Annotated in this window: 1 protein-coding gene; it reads right to left on the bottom strand. The window is 49.6% G+C overall.

Annotated features, from left to right (window positions below; genetic code table 11):
- Positions 1-202: 202 nt before the first annotated feature.
- The gene (locus tag ABR397_RS22645; protein WP_350307678.1) at positions 203-1,183 is read right to left on the bottom strand and encodes a 5-bromo-4-chloroindolyl phosphate hydrolysis family protein; all 981 of its coding nucleotides are present in this window, start codon (positions 1,181-1,183) and stop codon (positions 203-205) included.
- Positions 1,184-1,310: the final 127 nt, after the last annotated feature.

The raw sequence follows: 1,310 nt of genomic DNA, 5'->3' as shown, positions 1-1,310 counted from the left end.
AGAGCCTACGTTCAGAGTCAGTCAACGCCTGAGTGTTCTTGAAAGCCCCGCGGGCTTTTCGCCTTATATCCCCGCCCGCACTGGGCGAGGGTTTACGGCGTTTTTCGCTAAGAAGGGGCAAGATGCCCCTTCTGTCTCTATATCTGTCAATTCATTCCTTCTGACCATCAAAAAAGAAGAAGCAATGCACGTGGCGCCAACATTAATCGTGTTTAACGCCAAATCCCTGGGAACGAATCAACTGATTCATTACCTTAAGATCCACCAGCAAATCGTCAATATCGTTATCCAACAGATGCTGATGCATCTCACTGAATGCCGCACTCATTTCTTGCAGGCCCTGATAAGTCAATAACCTGACCTCTTCAAACTGTGCACTATTGGCATTTTGCTCCTCCAACAAAACACAACGTTCCAGAGCCTTAGCAATCATCGGCAGATAACGGTTGAGAAATGCCTTACCGGGAGTGACATCCCTGGCATCGGCCTGCATACAGCCAATGATCGCTTGAGTTTTCTCTTCAATTTGGCTGACTAACTCCTGTATATCAGACGACATACCAGACTGATAGCGCCTGATCTGCGCCAGCTGTTCATGATATTCAGCGAACACTGCCTGTGCGTCATCCCGCTGACGCTGTTCCTCCGCTTGTTGACAGGCAACAATCTGTTGCTGTTGTTGCAGCACTTTCTGCTGCCGGAGATTACGCCAAGGCTCAACAAACGCCGCCGCCAACACAATGACAACAAATACGACACCAAACCAGACGGGGATAGCATGGGCGTCCATTCTAAACAGCATAACAATGGTACTCGTTGCTATCAGCAGCAACAGGGATCTGCCTACCTCCAGTTTACGTTGCCTGATGATAGTAATGAGCAAGGTCGCCAGCCCGCCAAACAACAGCGCAGCGGCCCACAGCCCCGCCAGCGGACTCAATATCACCACTAGCCAACCGCCCAAAGTAGCCAGCCTATGTGAGCACGGCGGATAAATAGCCAGCAATCCGATATAGCCTGATAACAGCACGATACTGGAGATATGATGATTATCCGCAGGCAAGGTCAAAAAAGACCAGGGAGTAAACAGAGCAATGCAGGACAGCACAAACGCAAGGAAAAAAGCTTTGATATGAAACAGTACACGCGATAGAGACCGTCTGATACCACTGATCAAAGACATCACGCCCTGCTCTTTCCCTGTCTCTTGATCAGATCTCCAAATCAACTGATTTAGCCAGCAAATAGCCGTCTATCAGGGTTTGCAGCCGAAACCAGCCTTCCCAAAGTCGTTCCCATCCGACTCGACC

Origin of the sequence: Photorhabdus viridis (assembly GCF_040256935.1) — a bacterium.
In the GTDB taxonomy this organism is placed as follows: domain Bacteria; phylum Pseudomonadota; class Gammaproteobacteria; order Enterobacterales; family Enterobacteriaceae; genus Photorhabdus; species Photorhabdus viridis.
Note: the sequence above shows the minus strand (reverse complement) of the source record. Positions and strands in the feature narration are given on the sequence as shown.